Source organism: Janthinobacterium sp. JC611 (assembly GCF_018682595.1).
Taxonomy (GTDB): Bacteria; Pseudomonadota; Gammaproteobacteria; order Burkholderiales; family Burkholderiaceae_D; genus Janthinobacterium.
Genome location: NZ_JAFLJN010000025.1, coordinates 228,786 through 250,101, shown reverse-complemented (window position 1 = coordinate 250,101; position 21,316 = coordinate 228,786). Strand labels below are relative to the sequence as shown.

Here is a 21,316-nt window from a genome sequence, read left to right as displayed (position 1 = left end):
CTCACCCCAGACGTATGGTAGAACTTCGGCTATCTTCTAAAGGCAACAAAAAACCAATCATTTTCTTTAATTTTGCTCCTCCTTGTTTTGCCAGCTTTTTCGTCCGATTGGCCTTCATTAAGGTTCCCCACTTTTCAAAAGCACCCACAATCTCCGCCTTCGTCCCGCCCCCACCATCGACCAGCCCGCCGCTATGCATGCGCCACACCCGCTTGCGCAAATCCCGCGCCACGCGATAATCGTCGGTGGCGATATTGATTTCGCTGTCGACGGCCATGCTGCGCTGGTTCAGGTTGGCGCTGCCCAAGGTCATGAACACGTCGTCGACCAGCATCAGTTTGGAATGGATGTAGATTTCACGGTAGCGCCAGCGGTCGTTGTCGAACGCGCTGACATTGAGCATGGCTACCGAGACCTTCAACCCGAATTCGCTCTCGAGCGTCATCACGCCGGGTTTGTTGATGCCGTTGGAATGCCGCACCACGTCGGGCAACTGGACTGCCGCCTCGGCGGTAATGCCGAATCCCGCCCTGACACGCCGGGTTGTCGGCGCCTTGTTGTAGTCGTCGATCATCTCGTTTTGCCCCGTCATGCCAGCGTGCTGTCCCAGCGCCGCCAGCGTGTCGTGGGTACGCGGCACCATCTGCGCCCGTTCCGGCACCGGAATGACGATGAACACGTGCATGACCGGCATATCTTCAAGACTCTTGCCCGCCTTGGCACTGCCGGCCTTCCAGGCGGCGACCACCTTCTTGCGCTCGGTCAGCAAATGCCGGGCCCATTCTTCATACTGGAAATACTGGTTTTCCACGTACAGGTAGCCGGCCGCCAGGCTGGCCTGGGTCACGGCGCGAAAGTAGGTTTCCTTGATAGTCTTGTCTTGTTCCTCGGGCTGCGTCAGGACGATCTGCACGGTGGAGTCGCCCGGTTCGGCCTTGCGTAACAGCCGCGCCGGTGGGCTGCCATGGGGCAACTCGCGGCTCACGCTGGCAGTGGACGCCGCATGCGTGCGATCGCCGGCCGCGCGGTCCCAGGCCTTCACGAAATTGTTGTACAGCGCGATCAATGCCTTGCCGCCGTCGATGCGGCAGGCATAATCCTGATACGGTTTCAGCGTGGCGTATCCGCCATCCGCGGCCATGCCTTGCAAACACTCGCGCCGCTCGTTGACGCCGCCCTGTTCGCGCCGCGTATCGTCGAGCAGATGGGCCGTCGTGTCCCAATAATCGGTCACCGAGTTCAGGCCCATCACGTAACCGACGGCCTTGGCCCCTTCTTCGTGGTCGAAATCGATCAGGACCGGTTTCTGGTGATGCGTGCCCAGGTATTGCATGCCGGGCTTTTCGATTTCCCCCATCGTCAGGCCGTGCGGCCGGTTGATTTCGGTCGCGATACTCTGGCTGATTGCCGCGCTGTCGCCGTGCCGCAAGCGTATCTCCAGACCGCCAAACAGGCCCTTGAACGCGGCCGCATACCAGCTGTGACAATATTCCTCACGCGCCATTTTCGGAATATCCTCGGGCCGGACGTACTCGCCCCAATAACCGTTGCCTAAAATAGGTTTCTTTCTTTTGACAGCATCGTGCAACATCGCCAGGCTGGCTTTGGCGCTGATGTCATCAAAGCGCTGTCCACCGATTTTCCATGGCGAGGTGCCGTGTGTATGGCCCGGCATGGTACGCGCTATCGGTGAACCGATCCGGTCATGCCAGATCAGCAGGCGCACCCTGACGTGACGCCGTGCGGCGGCGATCAGCAAGTCGCCAAACGTGTCGCCGCGCGGCCAGGTGGCGCTGTTGCCGCGCACCAGTTCCATGCCCGGATCGAAACCCCAGCAGCACAGGTCGATGGACTTTTCAGCCCTGGCGATCTCGCCGGCGATGTCGGCGAACCCTTCCTGTCCGCAAATGAACAGCGTCAGCTTGTTGTTATGCGTAATCGGGTGGCTGGCCTTGCCTTTCAGGTTGCGGTTTTCCAGCAGCCACTGGAGCGAACTGGTCGCGCTGCGGCCGACCTCGTCGATGTGCGTGGTTTCGATGCGGCTGGTCGGTTCCGGCATGGCGCTCTCCCGTCAGTGTCGTGAATCATTGCATCCAGCGGCCATCGGCGGTGTCGTCGAACGCGCGCGCACCGCGGTTCGACAGCGTCTGTTCGCCATCCGCCGCTGCGCCGGCATCGAAGCACGCGCTGGCCTGCAAGGCAAACTCTTCGCCATTGCCCAGGACGACACGGTAGCGCGGCGTGCCATCCTCGTGCGCGATCAGGATGCGGCCGAATTCATCGGTCAAGCCGCGTTCGACTTCCGCATCCCCCTTGTACAGCGTGTACGGCACCTGCGCGTAGTGACCGCCATCCGCATGGGCCTGTATCGTATGCTGCAATTGCCCCGCTGCCGGCGCGATGGGCGGTTCCATCTCCGGCTGCGGCCGGTTTTTCGGCGCCAGCGTTTCCAGGTTTCCATGAAATAGCGTCGGCGACGGCGTAAAAAACTGGACCTTGTCGCTAATTTCAAGCATGCAGTCGCCGCCATGCAGGCGCACGCCTTTGCGGCCGCGAATATTCACCCAGTCGGCCTGGCTGATCAGCTCCAGCACCTTGTTGGCGACGATTTCGACCGCATCGGTTTGCGCCGCGATCTGCACCCTGCCGGAGGCGGCGATCAGTTTCATGCCGGCCTTGTGCACGAACAGGCGCAGCGCCGCGCCGATGCTGGCGAACAGGCCGCCACCTGCCGCCAGCGACAGGTCGCGCCCGGTCGTCAGCGCGGTGTGCTCGGCGCTGGCGATGTGCGTCGATTGCGCGCTCGTCGTTTCGATGCCGGCCGGGCTGGCCAGCACCAGATGCGGCTTGGATAACTCCGGAAAGACGTCTGCGCCGCCGCCAGCGGCGCCTAGGATGGCGGCGTGCTGGGCTGTCAGCACCTCGGCGGTGGCAGCCTGCTGCGCGGCGCTTTCCTGCGCGCCGTGATGCTGCGCCAGGGCGGCGAGCGCCTTGTGCCGCTCGGCCGCCTCGGCCAACCGGCGCGCCGTTTCATCCATGCTCTTGATATGCGAGGCGGCGCCAGGGCGCGCTTCGGTGGTCAGCAACATGCCGCGGCCGGCGCGCGCCACGCCCCAGGCGTCCGACGCCAGTTCCCACCCCTCGCCGCGCGCATCCTTGCGTCCGCTGGTGTCTTCGATGCGGCTGATGCAGCCAAGCGACAATTGGCTGTGCTGATGATCGCTTTTCAGTTGCGCCTGGATGCGCCGGTGCGTGTCGTCGAGCACCAGCTGGTTGCCGCGCACGCCGTGGCCGCCGCCAGGCATCAGCTCGGCGCTGCGCCAGCCGCCCAGCATGCATTGCCCCGGCAAATTCCACGGCGGCGCATGATTGCCGTTGTATACCGCGCCGACAATGACGGGACGGTCGATATTGCCATCAAGAAACTGAATCAGCACCTCCTGGCCGATGCGCGGCAACGCGATCTGGCCGAAGGCCTGGCCGGCCCATGGCGTCATGACCCTGATCCATGGCGAACTGCCCGCGTCGAACTTGCCCAGCCGGTCCCAGTGGAATTGCACCTTCACCCGGCCCAGCGCGTCGGTATGGATGGTTTCGCCTGCCGGCCCGGTGACAATCGCGGTCTGCACGCCAGGCAACTTGCAAGGCGTGCTGTTGAACTGCCGCCCCGGATACCAGCGGATGCTCTTGCGGATGCAGCTGAAACGGTTTTCATAATGCGACTTCGCGCCCGTCCCTGCCTGGTAATTGTTGGTGGCGACATGCTCGACCGACAGGATCAGGTATTCGCGCGAGCGGATATCCGGGCGCGCCGCTTCGCCTCTGGCCGGCATGGATTGCTCGCCGCTGAAGTGGCCGCCCAGCGTGAAACTGCGCCCGGCCTGGGCGCCGCGGTGATTGCCGCCGGCCTCGAAGTATTGCGCCTGGCAGTGATGCTCTTCCAGGCGGCGTTGCGCCAGCGCTTCGCCGTCGCCCATGTCGGCATAGCCATAGCCGGTGTCCTGATACAGTTCATGGGCAAACACGTCGCCCTGCGGGTGCAACGCATGGCCGCTGGCGCGGCTGACATGGGGCTGCTTGTAATTGAAGCTGGCCAGCGTGAGCGAGCCTGAAGCGATCTTGCGTATGGCCTGCCAATCGCGTATGCCGTCGGACTCCAGCGAACCGGCGCCGCTGCGAAACGCCATCGCGTCGGCTTCGCCGGCATGGCCGTCGCTTGAGTCGATGCTGTCGGTCAGCCAGGTATTGTCGCCCATACAGAGCGTGTGACCGTCGGCGCGATGTTCATACCAATAATGGATGCCCTGCTCTTCCCAGCGCCGGTGCAGATGGTTGTAATCGGTTTCATTGTGCTGGTTGGCACAAGTTAATATCGCTTTTTCCTCATGCAACCGGTTTTGCCAGTCGCGCTGCAAATAATGATTGAAGGTCGTTTCGCTGATGTCGATGACCGTGCGGCCGTGGAACGAGACGTTGTCCATGCGCAGCCTGGAAAACGCCAGCCAGGGTTGCAGCACCATCTGGTAGAAGGCGAAACCGCCATCGCTGCGCAACAGGCGAAATTCGCCGACATAGCCATTAAAATGGCGCAAGCTGCCGTCATTGCGCACCATGGAGATCGTGACCATGCGTCCCATCATCGCCGTCAGGGGCAGGTGGGGATTATCGGACAGCAATTCGACGTCGAAGCGAAAGTCGCGTGACATTGCTTCGTGCGCCCGCAAGCTGTTGACCAGCAGCGCGGTATCGGGCGGACCATCGTCGTGCGGAAAATCCATGCGCAGCAAGCGGTTCTCCTGGACTCGGCTGCCCGCTGCGAAAAGGCGCGTCAGGTCGGCTGCCAGCTTGCCATCATCCATATTGCCTCCTTCGGACTTGTTTCCCTGGCCCATGCTAACCATGGGGAACGCCGGCATATTGATGGAACACAAACTAGTTGCTCATACGTAAAAAAGCCGCATCGGCCCTGCGGCGGATGCGGCTTAGTGCTAACGCAAGCTAAAACTTACTTCTTGGCAGCTTTCACTGGCTTCGGATACTTGATCGTCATTTCCTGCAGCAAGTTATCCGCATGGTCCACTTCCTTCATCACCCACAGCATGTAGCGGATGTCGAGGTGGATGGCGCGCGTGATGGCCGTGTCGAAGTACCAGTCCTTGGTGATCGATTCATACGTCGAATCGAAGTTCAGGCCGATCAGCTCGCCGCGCTTGTTCATCACGGCCGAGCCGGAATTGCCGCCCGTGGTGTCGGCGCTGGTAAGGAAGTTGACGGGAACCGTGCCCAGGGCCGGGTCGCGGAACTGGCCGTAGCGTTGTTGCTTGACGGCGTCGATCAAGCCTTGCGGCGCTTCGAACGGCGCCTTGCCCGTGACTTTCTCGACGATGCCTTCCACGGTCGTGAACGGTCCCTTGGTCAGCCCATCGCGCGGCGAATACGGCGAGACCGTGCCGTAGGTGACGCGCAGGGTCGAGTTGGCGTCAGGATAGACCGGTTTGCCTTGTGTTTTCTTCCAGGCAATCACGGCTTGCATGTATTGCGGAATCACGCGCTCCAGGTTGCCGTCGATTTCCTTGCGGCGCTCTTCCAGCGCCAGCTCCACCGGCTGCAGCTTGATGGCCAGTTGCATGAAGGCGTCGTCGGACTGGGCAACGGCGGCCTGGTCCTTTTCCAGCCAGGCCAGGCGCTTGGCCGTGTCGGCCAGCTGCGTCTGCTGGTACAGGGCCGCCACGGCGCTTGGCGCCGGCAGCAGCGCGTCCAGGCCTTGCGGGTGGCTCTTCGCCGCCAGCTGGGCATAACGCTTCAAGCCCGCTTCGAAACGCGCCTGGTCGACCTTGTTGACGTAGGACTGCTCCAGCCGCGCCAGGCGCGCCTTGATGAAGGCCAGGTCGCGCTGCTGGAAGCCCGATTCGCGCTCGGCGTCCGCTTTCTGGCGCTCTAGCGACAGGCGGTAGACGGTGCGCGCGCTCTTCAGCAAGTCGCTGTTGGTGGCCACCGTCCAGGCGAACTCTTCTTCGCTCAAGGCCATGTCGCTGGCGATCGCCGCATCCAGTTCGGCCAGCAGGGTTGGCGACACGTTCGGCTGTTTCGCGTACCAGGCGCGGAATTCGGCGTCCTGCACGTCCTTGATGGCGGCGATGTCCTTGCGGGCGAAACCGTCGAGCAAGCCCTGGGTTTTCTTCAGCACGTTGTTGATGCTTTTCACCACGCTCGCATAGCGCACGGCGGCCGCCGCGTCACCCTGCGTCGCCTCGGCCATCACGGCCAGGTCCGCTTGCAGTTCCGCCACTTTCAGCGGGAAGGCCGTATCGCGCGCGAAGCGGATTTCCGCCGGCAGCTTGTAGCGGCTGGTGCGGCCGGGATAGCCCGCCAGCAAGATGCCGTCACCGGCCTTCAAGCCTTCGGCCGAGACGACGAGGAAGTCCTTCGACTGGTACGGCACGTTGTCGGGCGACGGGTCCGCCGGACGGCCATCCTTGCCCACGTAGGCGCGCAGGAACGAATAATCGCCCGTGTGGCGCGGCCATTCATAGTTGTCGATATCGCCGCCGAAGTTGCCGATCTTGTCCGATGGCGCGTACACGAGGCGCACGTCGCGTATCATCATCTGGCGGATGCGGTAGTACTCGAGGCCACGGTGGAAGGCGGGCACGGAGCAGCGGTACATCTTGTCCGTTTCGCATTCGGCGATCAGGTCCTTGACGCGCTTTTCCACGGCTTCGTGGCGCGCGCGGCCGCTCATGTCGGCCGTCAAGCCTTTCAGCACGCGCTCGCTGACGTTCTCCACCTTGTCCGTCACATACACGAGGCTGTTAGGACCGCCCGGCAGCTCCGCGGCACGCGTCTTGGCCAGGAAACCGTTGGTGATGTAATTATGTTCCGGCGTGGAATTGCGCTGGATGGCGCCATACGCGCAATGGTGGTTCGTCACCACCAGGCCCGCGTCGGAGACGAAAGCGGCCGAGCAGCCGCCCAGCGACACGATGGCGCTCATCGGGTGCTTGCTCAGGTCGGCCAGTTTTTCCGCAGGAATGTCGATGCCGACCCGTTTCAGTTCGGCTTTCAGCTGTGGCAGCTGGTGTGGTTGCCACTGCCCTTCGTCGGCGTGTGCGCCGGCGAACGCGCCCATCAAGGCGACTGGTAATACGATTGTCTTGAACAAGATATGCCCCTCCATAAAAAGCAGGCGAAAGTATAGCCTGTCCAGCCCGCATGAGTCGGCAAAAATTATCCTGCTGCAATTACCGTATCGATTGCCGCATCAGGCGGCCGGCCGTCCTGTGCCCTGCAAGGGGATCTGCAGGAGCAGCCGGCAACCGGCGCCCGATGCCGGCACGCCCACCTCGAACTGCCCGCCCAGCGCCGTCACCCGCTCGGCGATGCCGATCAGGCCAAAGCACTGTTTCTTGCGCTGCTGCTGCGGCGTGATGCCGATGCCGTTGTCGCTGATGGCCACATACACGGCGCAGGCATCCGAACTGAGTTCGATCTCGACCTGGCTGGCCTGGGCATGCCGCATGACGTTGCTGAGCGCTTCCTGCACGATACGGAACAGCACGATCTCGACCTGGCTGCCGATGGCGGCAAACAGCGCCTCGTCGCGTATCAGCAGGCGGCATGCGACGCCGCTGCGCTTGCGGAAGTCGCCCACCTGCCATTCGATGGCGGCCTGCAAGCCCAGGTCCAGCGCCATCGGACGCAGCTCGTTCATGATGCCGCGCACGCTCTTGATGGTGGTGTCAACGTTGCTGAGCACGGCGCCAACCCGCCGGTGCAGGCGCGGATGGGAACCTTCCGTGCGGGCGCTGAGCATGGAAATATCGATGCGCAGCGCCAGCAGATTTTGCCCCAGTTCATCGTGAATATCGCGCGAGATGCGCTTGCGCTCGTCTTCCTTGGCCGTTTCCAGGTGCAGCGCCAGCTGGCGCAGCTGCGCATGCGACTGGCGCAGGGCGCCATCCATCAGCTTGCGTTCGGTGATATCCGTGTGCGCCACCACCACGCGCAGCGGCCCTTCGCCGAGGAAACGGCTGACCCTGGCCTGCGACCAGCGAGGGCCTGAGCGCGTGGCAAATTCATACTCGAGCGCAAACGTGTCCGCATTGCCGGCAATGACGGAGCGGATGCCGGCGGCCAGCTCGCGTCCGGCGCTGCGCTGCCAGCGCGGGTCCATCTCGCAAAATTCCAGATACTGCAGCGGCGGCTGCTTTTGCCCGACGAAGGCCAGGCAAGCCTGGTTGGCATGCACGACGCGGCCCGCCCGGTCCAGCACCAGCACCCGGTCCGTCAAGGAATCGATGGTGGCGTGAAAGAAGCGCTCGGCATCGCGCAAGGCTTCCTGCGCCCGCTCGCGCTGGTGCACTTCCAGCTGCAGATGCTGGTTGGCGCGCAGCAATTCGGCCGTGCGCTCGACCACCCGCTGGTCCAGCTCGCGGTGCAGTTCGCGCAAGTCCGCCTCGGCCAGCTTGCGCTCGGTGATATCGGAAAACACGCCGACAAAATGGCTGATGGCGCCATCCGGGCTGCGCATGGGCGTGATCGACAGCGATTCGACGAAGCGCTCGCCATTCTTGCGCCGGTTCACCAGTTCGCCATACCAGCTGCCATCCTGATGCAGGCTGCGCCACATGGCTTCATAAAAATGCGGCAAATGCGTGCCGCCGCCGAGGAAGGACGGGTCGCGCCCGATGGCTTCCTCCGCCTGGTAGCCGGTGATGGTGGTGAAGGCGGGGTTGACGGAAATGATGCGGTTGGCGCTATCGGTCACCAGCACGCCTTCGCGTATGCTGTCGAGAATGACGAAGGCGCGCCGCAAGGCCGATTCGCGTACGTGCTCGTCGCCCAGGTCCGTCACCAGCATGCGCGCCATGGCGCTGGCCGCATCGAAATTGGCCTCGATGCGCACCATGCCGCCCATGCCGCCCGCCTCGCCCTCGAACAGTTGCGCTTCGAGCACCTGGCGCGTGCCGCTGGCAAAGACGGCGTCGAGAAACCTGCGGAAGCTGCCCTGCGCCTGGGGCGCGATGAATTGCTCGAAACGCCGTCCCAGCAGCTGGTTCTTGTCGCGCTGCAACAGGCCGCAGGCCGCCACGTTGACACGCGTGATGACGCCCTCGCGCGCCAGCGAGAAGTAGCTGACGGGCGCCTGTTCGTACAGCTGCGCATAACGGTCGCGGCTGCTTTCAAATTCATTCTTCAGCTGCTCCAGCTCGGCCAGCGCCGCATTCTGCATTTCCAGCTCGATCTGGCTGACCTGCAATTCATGCAGCTGGCGCATCACGTCTTCATTCGACTGCGGCACGGGTTGGCGCTGCTCCGCCGCCAATTGTTCCGCCTGCTCTCTCAGGCTGGCCGGCCCGCCGCCGTCGAATGGCTCGTTCATGGCGCGCTCTCGCCGGCAATGCCGCCGGCCAGAACGCCGGACTGCATGCGGCGCAACTGGGCTTCGAGCAGCTTCGATTCCGTGATGTTGATGAAAGTCACCACCACGCCATCGATCACGTTTTCAATGGTGCGGTACGGCATGATACGCACGTTATACCAGCGGCCATTCTTGGTCGGCACCTGCCGCTCGCAGAACACCAGGCTGCGGATGACTTCCATGGCGTCCAATTCCAGGCCCGGATAATCGAGGTCGTTGACGATGTCGCTGAGCGGGCGGCGCAAGTCCGTCTGGATCAGCTTATAGATTTGCGTGGCCGGCGCCGTGAAGCGGCGGATGCGCAGATCGCTGTCGAGGAAAATGGTGGCGATATCCGTGCTATTGAGCAGGTTCTTCATGTCGCTGTTGACCAGCGACAAGTCATCGACCTTCGATTGCAGTTCGGCATTGACCGTGTACAACTCTTCGTTGAGCGACTGCATCTCCTCCTTCGAGGTGGTCAGCTCCTCGTTCGTCGATTGCAGTTCCTCATTGGTCGATTGCAATTCCTCGTTGGCCGATTTCAGCTCTTCGCGCGACGTTTGCATCTCGTCGCGCACGGCCTGGATTTCGTTGCGCGCCTGCGCCAGCTGCTGTTCCAGCTCCAGCACCTTGGGATTGGGCGAGCGGCTGCGGCGCGGCTCGGCCACCAGCGGCACGCTGGAAAACGTGACGAAGACCATGCCGCGCAGCGATTCGGGCTGGCCCAGCGCTTCGGCGCTCAGGTCCACGCCCAGCGACTGTCCCAGGTGATCCTTGACCACCAGGCCCTTCAGACGCACCACGCTCTCGCTTTGCAGCGCCTGCTTGATGAGGCCGGCCAGCTCGTAACGCAAGCCATCGCGCGCCATGGCGTGGATGTTCCAGTTGGCCTTGCCTGCCGCCGGCTCCAGGAAGGCGCCCGTGCGGCCATTGATGTACAGGATGTCGCCATCCTGGTTCAGCAGCGCGGCGGCTGGCGAATATTTCTGGAGCAATAATTGCTCGACATGCGATTGTATCTTTCCAGTCATGCTGACTTCTCTCGTGTCGCTAGGTGTAGGGGGGGATGCCAACGATACCTTGGTGGGGAAATACGTGGGCAGGCGCTGGCGCGCCAGGTTGTCGAGGCGGCGGTACAGCCGGGTCGACGTGGTCAGCGGCGAAAACAGGTCGGAAAAATGGCCGGGCGTGTCGGCACTGCCCAGCAACAGGATGCCGTCGCGGTTCAAGGCGTAATGAAACAGGGGAATCAAACGCTGCTGCAGCTTGGCGTTAAGATAGATCAACAGGTTGCGGCAGCACAGGATGTCGAGCTTGGTGAACGGTGGATCCGAGATGATGTTTTGCTGGGCAAAGATGATCGTGTTGCGGATCTCTTTCTTCACATGGTAGTCATTCTTGTCGCGCAGGAAAAAGCGCGACAGGCGCTCGGCCGACACATCGCTGCTGATGCTATGCGGAAAGCGGCCCTGGCGCGCGCGGTCGATGGCGTCGGCCGACAGGTCGGTGGCGAAGATCTGCAGGCTGTATTTCGACGGCGGATTGCTGCTGGCCACCACTTCATGGAAGACCATGGCCAGCGAATAGGCTTCCTCGCCCGTGGAACAGGCCGGTATCCAGGCCTTGAACGCGCGCCCTTCCGGGTGCGCCGCCAGCAATTGCGGCAAGGCCACCATCTTCAGGTATTCCCACACCTTGGGGTCGCGGAAAAAACTCGTCACGCCGATCAGCAATTCCTTGAACAGCAAGTCGATTTCAGCGGGATTGGCGCGCAAATAGGGCACATATTCTTCCATCGACGTCATTTGATACAGGCTCATGCGCCGCTCGATGCGCCGCAGCACCGTGTTGATCTTGTAATCCGTAAAGCTGTTCCCCGTATGTTCGGACAGCAGGGCAACGATTTCCTGCAGCGAGTTGCGCCCGTTCGCCTCGTGGCCCGGCAGGCTGAGGAAGCTGCTGCGGAACAGATAGCTGATGATCTTGTCCGGCATCTTGTCGGGGAAGTCGACGAGGTCCACCACTTCGGCGGCGATCGCGCTTTGCGGCATCATGTCGAACTTGGCCGTATCCGGGTGCTGCGCCAGGGTCAGGCCGCCCGCTTGCTTGATCGCCTGCAAGCCGCGCGTGCCGTCGCTGCCCATGCCGGAAAACACCACGCCGACGGCCAATTCGCCCAGCTCGCTTGCGATGTTTTCGAAAAAGGCATTGATGGGCAAACGGTGGCCGCGCAGCTGCACCGGCTCGCTGAGCACGAAACGCCCCTTCGCCAGGCCCAGGTCGGCATTCGACGGGATCACGTAGATATGATTGGGCCGCAACTCCGCCTGGTGCGTGATTTCCGAGACGGGAATGCTGGTGGCGCGCTGCAGCAGTTCCGGCAACATGGCCTTTTGCGTGGGGTCCAGATGCTGGATCACCACGTAGGCGATGCCGCTTTCCTGCGGCACGTTCGCCAGGAAGGCGACGATGGGATCGAGCCCGCCGGCGGAAGCGCCGATGGCCACCACGGGGAAAACGATGGTGGCCACGTCGGGGACGGAAGCTTTGCTGTGTTTACTGCGTGTCATCGTCGGCAAGAGTGCAGCCACGGCAAGACCGTCAGGCTGGGAGTGGTTAATCTTGCATTCTAGCACTCAAGATGCGCAGCAAAACGCGAATTTGGCGCCGCGGTTTTCCCTCCGCCAGGCTGCCGCCTGATTGCCGCCTTACTGCGCCTGCGGCGCGTGCCAGCCGCCGCCCAGCGACTGGATCAGCGCCACGGCCGTCGTCTGGCGGTCCGCCTGCGCCTGCACCAGCGAGCGGCGCGCCGACAGGGCCGTCACCTGCGCCGTCACCACCTCCGTATAGCCGACCTGGCCCGCGTTGTAGCGGTTCAGCATCTGCTGCTCGACCTGGTCGGCGGCCGCCGACGCCTGCTGGCGCAAGGCCAGCTGCTCGGCCAGCGCGCGCGTGGCCGACAGCTGGTCTTCCACGGCGCCGAAGGCGGACAGCACCGTCTGGCGGTAGCGCGCCACGGCCGCCTCATGGCCCGCCCTGGCCGCGTCCACGCTGGCCGTAGTGGCGCCCGCGTTGAACAGGGTTTGTGCGGCCGACACGCCCAGCGACCACAGGCTCGACGAAGCATTGAACAGGTCGCCCACCTTGCTGGCGCCCGAGCCATACGATCCCGTCAGGTTCAGGCTCGGATAGTAGGCCGAGCGGGCAATGCCGATCTGCTCGTTGGCCACGGCCACGCGGCGCTCGGCGGCGGCGATGTCGGGACGGCGCTGCAGCAGGGTCGACGGCACGCCCAGCGGCACCTCCGGCACGGTCAGGGTCCACGGCGCCACGGCCAGGCTGAAGTCGGACGGCGCGCGGCCCAAAAGTATCGCGATCGCATGTTCGAGCTGCGCGCGTGAACGCGTCTGGCTCGACAGGTCGATCTGCGCATTGGCCAGCTGCGTCTGCGCCTGCAGCAGGTCGGACTTGGCGGCGATGCCGGCATTGAAGCGGTTGCCGGTGATGTCGAGCACCCGCTTGTAGCCATCGATGGTGGCGTTCAGCAGCGCGATCTGCGCATCGCTCTGGCGCAGCGAAAAATAATTGGTGGCCAGCTCGCCCTGCGCCGACAGGCGCGCCGCGGCCAGGTCCGCCGCGCTGGCGGCGGCGCTGGCGTCGGCGCCCGTCACGCCGGCGCGCAGCTTGCCCCACACGTCCGGTTCCCACGACGCGCCGATGGCCGCCTTGAAGTTGTTGTTCGTCTGCTGCTCGCCGCCGCCACCCGAGCGGGCGCCGCTGCCCGTCAGGTTCACGCTGGGGAACAGCGAGGCGCGCTGTTCGCGCACCAGCGCGCGCGCCTGCTCGTAGGCGGCGATGGCGGCCGCCACGTTCTGGTTCGAGATGTCGATGCTGTCGGCCAGCTGGTTCAGCTGCGCGTCGCCAAACAGGGTCCACCAGGGCCCCCGTTCCAGCGTGTCGGCTGGCGCGGCCGGCTGCCAGCCTGCCGCCTCCTTGAACGCTTGCGGCGCGGCGGCCGTCGGCGTTTCATACGCGGGGCTGACGGCGCAGCCGGCCAGCAGGAGGAAAGCGGTGGCGGCGCCCAGCGCCAGCAGGTGGCGCGCGGGGACGGTCGAAACGATAGGTTTTACTTGCTTCATGATTGTGTGCTCGGGTTATCTGGCCCAGGAATGCGGCTCAATTGCTGCTCGTCGGCGCTGCGCGTGCGCAGCTTGTCAAGCAGGATATAGACCACCGGGGTGGTCAGCAATGTGAGTAACTGGCTGGCGATCAGACCGCCGATGATGGCGACCCCCAAGGGCTGGCGTAGCTCCGACCCCTCGCCGAAACCGATCGCCAGCGGCAAGGCGCCAAGCGCCGCCGCCAGGGTGGTCATCAGGATGGGGCGGAAACGCAGCAGACAAGCCTCGCGCACCGCTTCCACCGCTGTCAGGCCGCGCGAACGCTCGGCCTCCAGCGCGAAGTCGATGATCAATATAGCATTTTTCTTGACGATACCGATCAACAGGAACACGCCGATCAGGGCGATGATGGAAAACTCCATGCGGAACAGCAGCAAGGCCAGCACGGCGCCCACTCCCGCCGACGGCAAGGTCGACAGCACGGTGACGGGGTGGACCAGGCTTTCGTACAGGATGCCCAGCACGATGTAGATCACCACGATGGCCGCCAGAATGAGCAGCGGCTGCTCCTTGTTGCTGTCCTGGGCGCTCTTGGCCGAACCCTGGAAGCTGCCGCGCACATTCACCGGCATGCCGATTTCCGACTCCGCCTGGGCCACTGCCGCCTGTCCGTCGCTGAGCGGATAGCCGTCGGCCAGGTTGAACGAGACGGTGGTGGCCAGCTCCCCGCCCTGGTGGTTGATCGAGGTGGCCGTCGCGCTTTCGGCGAAGCTGCTGAACGACGATAGCGGCACCATCTTCGCCAGGGTGGTGGAGAGGGCCGAGCCGCTGGACGGATCGCGCGCGGCCGTCGTGTTGGAGGTCGTCGCGGCCACGCTGGTGCTGGCCGTGGCGGCGCTGGTGCTCGTCGTGCCGGTGGCGGCGACGGCCGCCGCATTCGACGCCGGCACGTACACGGAGCGCAGCGCTTCCGGGCTTTGCGCATAGCGCGGCGCCACTTCCATGATCACGTGGTACTGGTTCAGCTCATCGTAGATGGTCGCCACCTGGCGCTGGCCAAAGCTGTTGTACAGCGCATTGTCGATATCCTTCACCTGCACGCCCAGCTGCGTGGCGCGGTCCTTGTCGATGGAAACAAAGGTCTCCACGCCGTTTTCCGCCTGGTCCGTGTCCACGTCGATCAGGGCCGGCTGCAGCTTCATCTGGTCGGCCAGTTTCGCCGCCCATTTCTTCAGGTCCGCCTGGTTGTCGCTGATCAGGGTGTACTGGTACGTCGAATTGCTGGAACGCCCGCCCATGCGCAAATCCTGCACGGGGTTGAGGAACAGCGAAATGCCCGTCACCTTGGCCAGCTGCGGACGCAGACGGGCGATCACGGCCTGGCCCTTGTCGGTGCGCTGCGCGGCAGGTTTGAGGTCGATGAACATGAAGCCGCCCCCTGCCCTGCCGCCGCCCGTGAATCCCACGACGGTGGCGACGGCCGGATCGTCCTTGATGATGTCGACCAGCTGGCGCAGCTTGCCCTGCATGGCCTGGAAGGAGATGCTCTGGTCGGCGCGCATGCCGCCATTGATCTGGCCCGTATCCTGCTGCGGGAAGAAGCCCTTGGGCGCGGCCGCGAACAGGTACACGTTCAGGCCGACGACGAAGACGAGGATGGCCATCACGAGCGCGGCGCTGGACAGGGCCCAGTCGAGGCAATGCTCATAGACTTTCAGCATGCGCTCGAAACCCCGCTCGAACCAGCGCGCCACGGCACCCGGCTGCTGGTGCTGCTGCCCGCTTTTCAGCAGCCAGGCGCACATCATCGGCGTGGTGGTCAGAGAAATGACGAGCGAAATCATCACGGCGGCCGACAGGGTGACGGCGAACTCGCGGAACAGGCGTCCCACCTGCCCGCCCATGAACAGCAGCGGGATGAAAACGGCCACCAGCGACAGGCTGATCGACAGCACGGTAAAGCCCACTTCGCGCGCGCCCAAGAGGGCCGCCTTGAAGCGGTCCATGCCCGCCTCGATGTGGCGCTGCGTGTTTTCCAGCACCACGATGGCGTCGTCGACGACAAAGCCCGTGGCCACCGTGAGCGCCATCAAGGACAGGTTGTTCAGGCTAAAGCCCAGCATGTACATCACGCCGAAGGTACCCAGCAGCGAGACGATGGTGGCCACGGCCGGGATGATGGTGGCGCGCACGCTGCGCAGGAAGGCGCTGACCACCAGCACGACGAGCACGATGGACAATATCAGCGTGAACTCGATTTCGTGCAAGGACGAGCGGATGGAATTGGTGCTGTCGGACGCCACCTGCAGCTTGATGTCGCCGGGCAGCTGCGCCTGCAGTTGCGGCAGCAGCGCGCGCACGCCGTCCACCGTGGCGATGACGTTGGCGCCCGGCTGGCGCGTGATCAGCACGATGACGGCCGGGTCGCCGTTGAACAGGCCCAGGGTATTGTTGTTTTCCACGCCGTCGACCACTTCGGCCACGTCGTCGAGGCGGATGGCGGCGCCATCGCGCCAGGCCACCACCAGGCTGCGGTAATCGGCGGCGCTGCGCCCGCCCGAGGCCGTCGCCGCGCCCGAATAGATCTGCAGGCTGCGCTCGTCGCCGGAGATCGCCCCTTTCGGGCGGTTGGCGTTGCTGGCCTGGATGGCCGCGCGCACGTCTTCCATCGACACGGCATAGTGATTGAGCTGGTACGGCAGCAGTTCCACGCGCACGGCCGGCAGCGAGCCGCCGCCCAGTTCCACGTCGCCCACGCCCTTCACTTGCGCCACCTTCTGCTGCACCAGGTTCGACACGGCGTCGTAGATCTGGCCCGGCGTGCGCGTTTTTGAGGTCAGCGCCAGGATGATCACGGGCGCGTCGGAGGGATTGGCCTTGCGGTAGGTCGGGTTGCTGCGCAGGGTGGCCGGCAAGTCCACGCGCGCGGCGGCGATGGCCGCCTGCACTTCGCGCGCGGCCGAATCGATCTTGCGGTTCAGGTCGAACTGCAAATTGATGCGCGCCGAACCCGTGCCCGACGACGACGTCATCTCGTTCACGCCCGAGATCACGCCCAGGCGCCGCTCCAGCGGCGTGGCCACCGAGGTGGCCATGGTCGCGGGGCTGGCGCCGGGCAGGCTGGCGCTGACGGAAATGGTCGGATAATCGACCTGCGGCAGCGGCGAGACGGGCAGCACGAAGAAGGCGCCGATGCCCGCCAGCGCGATGCCGATGGTCAGCAGCACGGTGGCGATGGGACGCTTGACGAACGGTTCGGACAGGTTCACGCGGCGCTCCCCGCCTTATCGGCCGGCTTGTCCAGCTTCACCCCGGGTGTCTTGCGCGCGAAGCGCTGGCCCAGGCGGTCGAAGCCCAGGTAGATGACGGGCGTGGTAAACAGGGTCAGCACCTGGCTGACGATCAGGCCGCCGAAGATGGCCAGGCCCAGCGGACGGCGCAGCTCGGCGCCCTCGCCCCAGCCCAGCATCAGCGGCACGGCCGCGAACAGGGCCGCCAGGGTCGTCATCAGGATGGGGCGGAAACGCAGCAGCGCCGCCTGGTGGATGGCTTCCTGCGGGCTCTTGCCTTCATCGCGCTCGGCCTCGATGGCGAAGTCGATCATCATGATGGCGTTCTTTTTCACGATGCCGATCAGCAGGATGATGCCGATGATGCCGATCAAGCCCAGGTCCTGCCCCGAGAGCATCAGCGCCAGCAGGGCTCCCACGCCGGCCGACGGCAGGGTCGACAATATCGTCAGCGGGTGGATATAGCTTTCGTACAGCACGCCCAGCACGATGTAGACGCAGACGACGGCGGCCAGAATGAGCCACAGCTGGTTCGACAGCGAGTTTTCATACGCGCCGGCCGCGCCCAGGAAGGTCAACGTCACCGCTGGCGGCAAGGCGATGTCCTGCGCCGCCTGGCGGATGGCGTCGACGGCGCTGCCCAGCGCCACGCCCTGCGTCGTGTCGAAGCCCAAGGTCGTGGCCGGGTATTGCGCCACGTGCGTGATCTGCAGCGGCGCCTGTTTTTCGCTGACGCTGGCAAAGGCGGACAGCGGCGTCGACTTGCCGGAACCCGTGCGCACCTGCAGGTCCGACAGGTCGGATGGCGTGGTGACGATGCCCGGCTGCGCTTCGAGGATGACGCGGTACTGATTGGTTTCCGTGAAAATCGTCGAGATGATGCGCTGGCCGAAGGCGTTATATAAGGCGTCGTCGACGGTGGCCGTGGTGACCGACATGCGCGCGGCGCTGTCGCGGTCGATGGCCACCGTGACGGCGGCGCCCGTGGCGCCCGCATCCGTGACGACGTTGCGCAGCTGCGTTTTTTCGCGCATGCGCGCGGCCAGCTTGCCGGCCCACTCGGTGACGGTGGCCGTGTCGGCACCTTCGAGCGAGACACGGTACTGCGTCGGGCCCGATTCCGCGTCGATGGTCAGATCCTGCGTCGGCTGCAGGTACAGGGTCACGCCGGCCACCTTGGCCACGCGGTTGCGCAGGCGTTCCATGATCTCGTCCTGGCTGCCGCTGCGCGAACGCTTCAGGTTGATCAGCATGCTGCCCGTGTGCAGCATGGTGTTGTTGGCCGCATCGACACCCACGAGGGAACTCAGGGTGTCGACGTCAGGGTCTTCCAGCAGCGCGCTGGCGGCCGCCTGCTGCAAGGTCGCCATGCGCTCGTACGAGACGGCTTGCGACGTTTCCAGGCGCGCCTTCAGCTGCCCCGTGTCCTGCGTGGGGAACAGGCCTTTCGGAATCGTGATGTACAGGATCACCGTCAGCAGCAAGGTGGCCAGGGCCACCAGCAAGGTCAGGCCCTGGCGTTTCAGCACCCACACCAGCGCATGGTCGTACTGATCGATCACCTTGTCGAGGAAAGCCTGGATGCGCCGGCCCGTGGCGCTGACCTTTTCATCGGCGTGGCTCTTCAGCCAGCGCGCCGACATCATCGGCACCAGGGTCAAGGACACCACGGCGGAAATCAAAATCGTGATGGCCAGGGTCATGGCGAATTCGCGGAACAGCCGGCCCACGACGTCGCCCATGAACAGCAGGGGAATGAGCACGGCGATCAGGGACACCGTCAGCGAGATGATGGTAAAGCCGATCTGCGACGCGCCCTTCAGGGCGGCGGCCATCGGCGTCTCGCCCTCTTCGATGTAGCGGGCGATGTTTTCGATCATGACGATGGCGTCATCGACGACGAAGCCGGTGGCGATCGTCAAGGCCATCAGCGACAGGTTGTTCAGGCTGTAGCCGAGCAAGTACATGACGCCGCAGGCGCCGATCAGCGAGATCGGCACGGACAGGCTGGCGATCACCGTGGCGCGCAGGCTGTGCAGGAAGGAGAAGATCACCAGCACCACCAGCAGCACGGACAGCAGCAATTCCATTTCCACGTGTTCGACCGAGGCGCGGATGCCCGTCGTGCGGTCACTCAGCACGTCGAGCTTCATGGCCGCCGGCAGGCTGGCCTGCAGGTCCGGCAGCAGGGCCTTGATGGCGTCGACCGTCTTGATGACGTTGGCGCCGGGCTGGCGCTGCACGTTCAGGATGATGGCCGGCTGCTTGCCGGACCAGGCGCCCAGGCGCGTGTTTTCCGCGCTGTCGACCACGTTGGCCACATCAAGCAGGCGCACGGGCGCGCCGTTCTTATACGTGATGATCAGGCGCTTGTAGTCTTCCGCCGTCACCAGCTGGTCGTTGGCGTTGATGGTGAACGAGCGCGTGGGACCGTCGAAACTGCCCTTGGCGCTGTTGACGTTGGCCGCCGCGATGGCCGTGCGCAGGCTGTCGAGGCCCAGGCCGTACGAGGCCAGCAATTTGGTGTCGCCCTGGATACGCACGGCGGGACGCTGGCCGCCCGACAGCGAGACGAGGCCCACGCCGTTGACCTGGCTGATCTTCAGCGCCAAACGCGTGTTGACGATGTTCTGCACCTGCGTCAGCGGCATCGTGTCCGAGGTGATCGCCAGGGTCAGCACGGGCGCGTCGGCCGGATTGATCTTCGCGTACACGGGCGGCGCCGGCAAGTCGGTCGGCAGCAGGGAGCCGCCCGCGTTGATGGCCGCCTGCACTTCCTGCTCGGCCACGTCCAGGGTCTGGCCCAGGGTGAATTGCAGGGTGATGAGGGAAACGCCGGCCGCGCTGGTGGAGCTCATGCGCTGCAAGCCCGACATCTGCCCGAACTGGCGTTCCAGCGGCGCCGTCACGGTCTGCCCCATGACTTCGGGACTGGCGCCCGGGTACAGGGTCTGCACCTGGATGGTGGGGAAGTCCACCTGCGGCAAGGCGGCCAGCGGCAGGAACTTGAAGCCGACCAGCCCCGCCAGCACGATGGCCAGCATCAGCAGCGCCGTGGCGACGGGGCGCTGGATGAACGGCGTCGATGGACTCATTGCGCCGCGCCCTTCGCCGGCGCCGTGGCTGGCACGGATGCCGAGGCCGAGGCGCTGGCCGCGCCGTCAGGGTGCTGGCGGCGGTGGCGGCGTTCGCCGTTGGCCGCTCCCGCGCCGCCCATGGCAGGCTTGTCGCCCGCCAGGGTGACTTTTGCGCCTTCCTTCAGGCGGTCGGCGCCTTCCGTGATGACCTGTTCTCCCGCTTCCAGGCCGGCGCGGATTTCCACCATGTCGGTGGTGGCCTGGCCGCGCGTGACCATGCGCACGGTGACGGTCTTGTCCGCTTTCAGCACATACACGAAATCGCCATTATTGCTATGGCGCAGGGCCGTGACGGGCACCAGCACGGCGCCCGTGATATTGCCCAGCTCCAGGCGCACGTTGACGAACTGGCTGGGGAACAGGGCCATCTTGTCGTTCGTGTAGCGTGCCTTGGCGCGCACGGTGCCCGTCTGCACGTCGACCTGGTTGTCCAGCGCCGTCAAGCTGCCCTTGTCCAGAGTATGCGTGCGCGTGCGGTCCAGCGCCAGCGCCGCCAGGGTCGTGCCGCCATTCAAGCGTTCCTGGATGGTCTGCACCTTATCCTGCGGCACGGAGAATTCCACGTCGATGGGCGAGAGCTGCGTCACCACCACCACGCCGCCCGTGTCGCCGGTGCTCACCAGGTTGCCGATATCGACCACCTTCAGGCCCGCGCGGCCGCTGATCGGCGACACCACCCTGGTGTAGCCCAGGTTCAGCCTGGCCGTGCCTTCGGCGGCGCGGTCCGTCATCACCGTGCCTTCCAATTGCTTGACCAATGCCGCCTGCGTGTCGACGTCCTGGCGCGCGATGGAATCCTGGCCCAGCAGGGTTTGATAGCGCTTCAGGGTCAGGCGCGCGTTTTCCAGCTGCGCTTCATCGCGCTGGCGCTGGCCCGTGGCCTGCATCAGCGCCATCTCGAACTGGGCCGGGTCGATCTGCGCCACCACCTGGCCCGCCTTGACCATGCCGCCTTCCTTGAATTTGAGCTCCTTCAAAATGCCCGACACTTGCGGGCGCACCGTCACGGTGGACGCGGCCGTCACCGTGCCCAGCGCATCGAGCACCACGGGCAGGTCGGATTTGACGGCCGTGGCCACGCCGACGGTGGTCGAGGGGCCGCCACGGCGCCCGCCGGGGCCACCCGGCCCGCCCGGACCACCGGCGCCAGGCTGGGCGCTGGCGCCGGAGTGGGTCAGGTACCAGGCACCGCCCCCCAGCGCAGCCATCACGGCCAGCGCGATGACCGTGCCGACGATTTTCGAACGGCGGCTGCGCCGCGGGGTAGGGGGTGTTGTCTGCGAATCCATCGCTTATCCTTGTAGTGGCCGCTGGCACGGCGAGTCTGTGGCGCCGGCCGAGGTGGAACACGCTCAGGCCGGACGA

The 21,316-nt window shown here is 64.7% G+C and carries 9 protein-coding genes; all 9 read right to left on the bottom strand.

Features of this window, described 5'->3' with window-relative positions:
- Position 1: 1 nt before the first annotated feature.
- The 9 genes from J0O65_RS19265 to J0O65_RS19225 all read right to left on the bottom strand — a co-directional run bounded on the left by J0O65_RS19265 (position 2) and on the right by J0O65_RS19225 (position 21,240).
- A complete protein-coding gene (locus tag J0O65_RS19265) occupies positions 2-2,059 on the bottom strand; it encodes a phospholipase D-like domain-containing protein (protein ID WP_215408843.1) in 2,058 nt (685 codons plus the stop codon).
- A gap of 25 nt (positions 2,060-2,084) precedes the next feature.
- Positions 2,085-4,859 (bottom strand): type VI secretion system Vgr family protein, encoded by a 2,775-nt coding sequence (locus J0O65_RS19260; protein WP_251373845.1) that lies wholly within the window; start codon positions 4,857-4,859, stop codon positions 2,085-2,087.
- A 146-nt stretch (positions 4,860-5,005) separates the two neighbouring features.
- A complete protein-coding gene (locus J0O65_RS19255) occupies positions 5,006-7,162 on the bottom strand; it encodes a S46 family peptidase (RefSeq protein WP_353056215.1) in 2,157 nt (718 codons plus the stop codon).
- Between the two features lie 99 nt (positions 7,163-7,261).
- Positions 7,262-9,382, bottom strand: a complete 2,121-nt coding sequence (locus J0O65_RS19250) for a PAS domain-containing sensor histidine kinase (protein WP_251373844.1) — start codon at positions 9,380-9,382, stop codon at positions 7,262-7,264.
- Entirely contained in the window at positions 9,379-11,973 is a 2,595-nt protein-coding gene (locus J0O65_RS19245; protein WP_215408840.1) for a chemotaxis protein CheB, read from the bottom strand. Before J0O65_RS19245 ends, J0O65_RS19250 begins: the two co-directional genes overlap by 4 nt.
- Before the next feature lie 138 nt (positions 11,974-12,111).
- Positions 12,112-13,542: an efflux transporter outer membrane subunit gene (locus tag J0O65_RS19240; RefSeq protein ID WP_251373843.1), complete on the bottom strand. Its 1,431-nt coding sequence runs from the start codon at positions 13,540-13,542 to the stop codon at positions 12,112-12,114.
- On the bottom strand, positions 13,539-16,793 hold the full coding sequence (locus tag J0O65_RS19235; protein WP_215408839.1) for an efflux RND transporter permease subunit: 3,255 nt from the start codon (positions 16,791-16,793) through the stop codon (positions 13,539-13,541). The genes J0O65_RS19240 and J0O65_RS19235 overlap by 4 nt, the downstream gene beginning before the upstream one ends.
- Entirely contained in the window at positions 16,790-19,909 is a 3,120-nt protein-coding gene (locus tag J0O65_RS19230) for an efflux RND transporter permease subunit (protein ID WP_215408838.1), read from the bottom strand. The genes J0O65_RS19235 and J0O65_RS19230 overlap by 4 nt, the downstream gene beginning before the upstream one ends.
- On the bottom strand, positions 19,906-21,240 hold the full coding sequence (locus tag J0O65_RS19225) for an efflux RND transporter periplasmic adaptor subunit (RefSeq protein ID WP_215408837.1): 1,335 nt from the start codon (positions 21,238-21,240) through the stop codon (positions 19,906-19,908). Before J0O65_RS19225 ends, J0O65_RS19230 begins: the two co-directional genes overlap by 4 nt.
- Positions 21,241-21,316: the final 76 nt, after the last annotated feature.